Source organism: Citrobacter sp. S55_ASV_140 (genome assembly GCF_018919505.1).
In the GTDB taxonomy this organism is placed as follows: domain Bacteria; phylum Pseudomonadota; class Gammaproteobacteria; order Enterobacterales; family Enterobacteriaceae; genus Citrobacter; species Citrobacter werkmanii.
The window spans coordinates 1-1,306 of the sequence record NZ_JAHLQZ010000384.1 but is presented as its reverse complement, the minus strand read 5'-3'; the positions used below and the strand labels follow the sequence as shown (position 1 = coordinate 1,306).

Sequence of the window (1,306 nt, the reverse complement as noted above, 5' to 3'; positions counted from 1 at the left end):
TAAAGTCCGCCGCCAGCGCCAGCTCAAAACCGCCGCCAAACGCATAGCCGTTTACCGCGGCGATGACCGGCTTATCCAGATCAAATATTTCAGTTAAACCGGCAAAGCCGCCGGGACCAAAATCGGCATCCGGCGCTTCACCTTCCGCTGCCGCTTTTAAGTCCCAGCCAGCAGAAAAGAATTTCTCCCCGCCGCCAGTAATGATTGCTACGCGTAATTCCGGATCGTCACGGAAATTAAGAAAAGCCTGGCCCATTGCAAAGCTGGTTTTGGCGTCAATGGCATTGGCTTTAGGTCGGTCGAGGGTAATTTCCAGGATCGGGCCATTACGGGTCAGATGTAATGATTCACTCATGGTTCATCTCCAGATAAATAGTTTCCCGGCGGGAGGGATTCCTGCCGGAAGGTTTATTTCAGATTTTTTTTGATTATTTTTCCTGAACAGTTGCGCGGCAGGTCGGTTCTGATCTCCATAAAAGAGGGAACCTTGAATTTCGCCATATTGTTTTCGCAGAAGCTGAAAAACTCGGCTTCGCTTAATGTTTCACCTTCATTAAGGACAATAAACGCTTTAATGGCTTCATCACGGATCGCGTCTTTAATACCAACAACCACAATGTCCTGAATTTTCGGATGCGCAGAAATAATATTTTCCAGCTCGACGCAGGAGACATTTTCCCCGCCGCGTTTAATCATGTTGCAGCGTCTGTCGACAAAATAGAAATACCCATCCTCATCCTGGTAACCCGAATCACCGGTATGTAACCAGCCCTCTGGTTCCAGCGCCCTGGCAGTTGCTTCCGGCTGCATGTAATACTCTTTGAAGATGGTCTTGCCGGGGACGCCTTTAATACAGATTTCGCCAATTTCTCCGGCGGGGAGCGGTCGATTTTGATCGTCGCGAATTTCAGCTTCATAGCTAAATCCCACGCGACCAATGGAAGGCCAGCGTCGTTTGTCTCCGGGACGGTCGCCAATTATTCCGACAATGGTTTCAGTCATACCATAAGAGGTCAGCAGCCTGACGCCAAAGCGTTCGATAAAGGCGTCTTTTTCCTGCGCGGATAGATTGAGATAGAACATCACTTCGCGCAGATGATGCTGCCTGTCCGTTGGCGCGGCGGGCTGGACCATCAGCGTGCGGATCATCATCGGGATGCACTCGGTCACCGTCGCCTGATATTTACGTACCTGATCCCAGAATGCCCGGGCGCTGTACTTCTCCAGGAGCACAAAGGTGCTGCCGGCGGAAAAGGCCGGCATTGCGGCGGTACACTGACAGTCGATATGAAAAGCGGGCATCACC

General features: G+C 51.1%; 2 protein-coding genes. Both read right to left on the bottom strand.

Going from position 1 to position 1,306, the window contains the following annotated elements; all coding sequences use genetic code 11:
* Positions 1-355, bottom strand: a 355-nt coding sequence (locus KQJ18_RS24010) for an enoyl-CoA hydratase-related protein (RefSeq protein WP_216422955.1), incomplete at its 3' end; no start/stop codon positions are given.
* A 53-nt stretch (positions 356-408) separates the two neighbouring features.
* Positions 409-1,306 (bottom strand): AMP-binding protein (locus tag KQJ18_RS24005; protein WP_216422954.1); only part of this gene is annotated, 898 nt, incomplete at its 5' end.